Origin of the sequence: Halomonas sp. LBP4 (genome assembly GCF_003202205.1) — a bacterium.
In the GTDB taxonomy this organism is placed as follows: Bacteria; Pseudomonadota; Gammaproteobacteria; order Pseudomonadales; family Halomonadaceae; genus Halomonas; species Halomonas flagellata.
Map to the genome: position 1 here is coordinate 645063 of NZ_PDOG01000003.1, position 938 is coordinate 646000.

The 938-nt window shown below is 65.1% G+C and carries 2 protein-coding genes; both read right to left on the reverse strand.

What is annotated here, in order from left to right:
• The coding region (locus CR157_RS13420; RefSeq protein WP_219999947.1) for a helix-turn-helix domain-containing protein at positions 1 to 390 on the reverse strand (390 nt) is incomplete at its 3' end.
• Complete coding sequence (locus CR157_RS13425) at positions 387 to 842, reverse strand: transposase (protein ID WP_110284000.1); 456 nt, start codon at positions 840 to 842, stop codon at positions 387 to 389. The genes CR157_RS13420 and CR157_RS13425, both read right to left, overlap by 4 nt.
• Between the last annotated feature and the right edge of the window lie 96 nt (positions 843 to 938).

Here is a 938-nt window from a genome sequence, read left to right on the forward strand (position 1 = left end):
GGAGCGTTGGCGCTGAGGTGCCTGCTGACGTCCTCGGTGATGCTGTTGGTCATGGGCCTTGAGGACCCGGTAGATCGTCGATTCCGAGGCCAGGTAGCGACCCTGGTCCGCCTGGTCGGCCACGATGAAGGCCGGAGGGCGACTGCGATAGTCGGGTTCGTTGCAGAGGGCCAGGATGGCCTGCTCTTCCTCGGGCGACAGCTTGTTGTGCGGCGCTGGGCGGTCGGCGTCGGGCCGGCGGTCGGCCGCCACCTCACCGCTGCCTGTCCAGCGCTGATAGGTTCGGGTACTGATGCCGATCACGCGGCATGCCTTGGCCAGCCGGGCACCATGGCGCTGCGCTTCCTGAATCAGCGCCACGGCTTGCTGGCGATCCGGGAGGCTGGTCATTCGTCCTCGTCGTTGCGGCCCCAGATCGCCTCGGCTTTTTTTGACAGCGTCAGCAGCGCTGCCGTCTCGGCCAGTGCCTTGTCCTTGCGGCGCAGCTCACGCTCCAGCTCGCGGAGTTTCTTCTGTTCCGCCTTGCGGGCCTTGCGCTGCTGCTTCTCCTGCTCGGCGGCATCGGCGTTGGCGTTCATGCAGGCCTCGCGCCAGGCCTCCACCTGCTCGGGGTAGAGCCCATGCGCGCGGCAGTAGGCACTGAACTCCGCCTCGTTCATCGGGGCGGTCTCCAGGACGATGCGGAACTTCTCCTGGCTGGTCCACTGGTCGGGCGTGGCAGATCGTGATGGCAAAACCTGTCCTCGTGCTCTGGCCTGTTTTCGCCAATTGTAGAGGGTTGCTGCTGAGATGCCTTCCTGTTCGGCGAGTTCCGGGATGGTCAGGCTCATGGGCGGTGCCATCGTAAGCGTTCGGGCATCACCGCTTGTCAGTGATCAGGCGTTGTGCTGCCAGTTGTGGGGCAGGAGTTCGTGGATTTGGCTGGCCTTGTGTGTCGG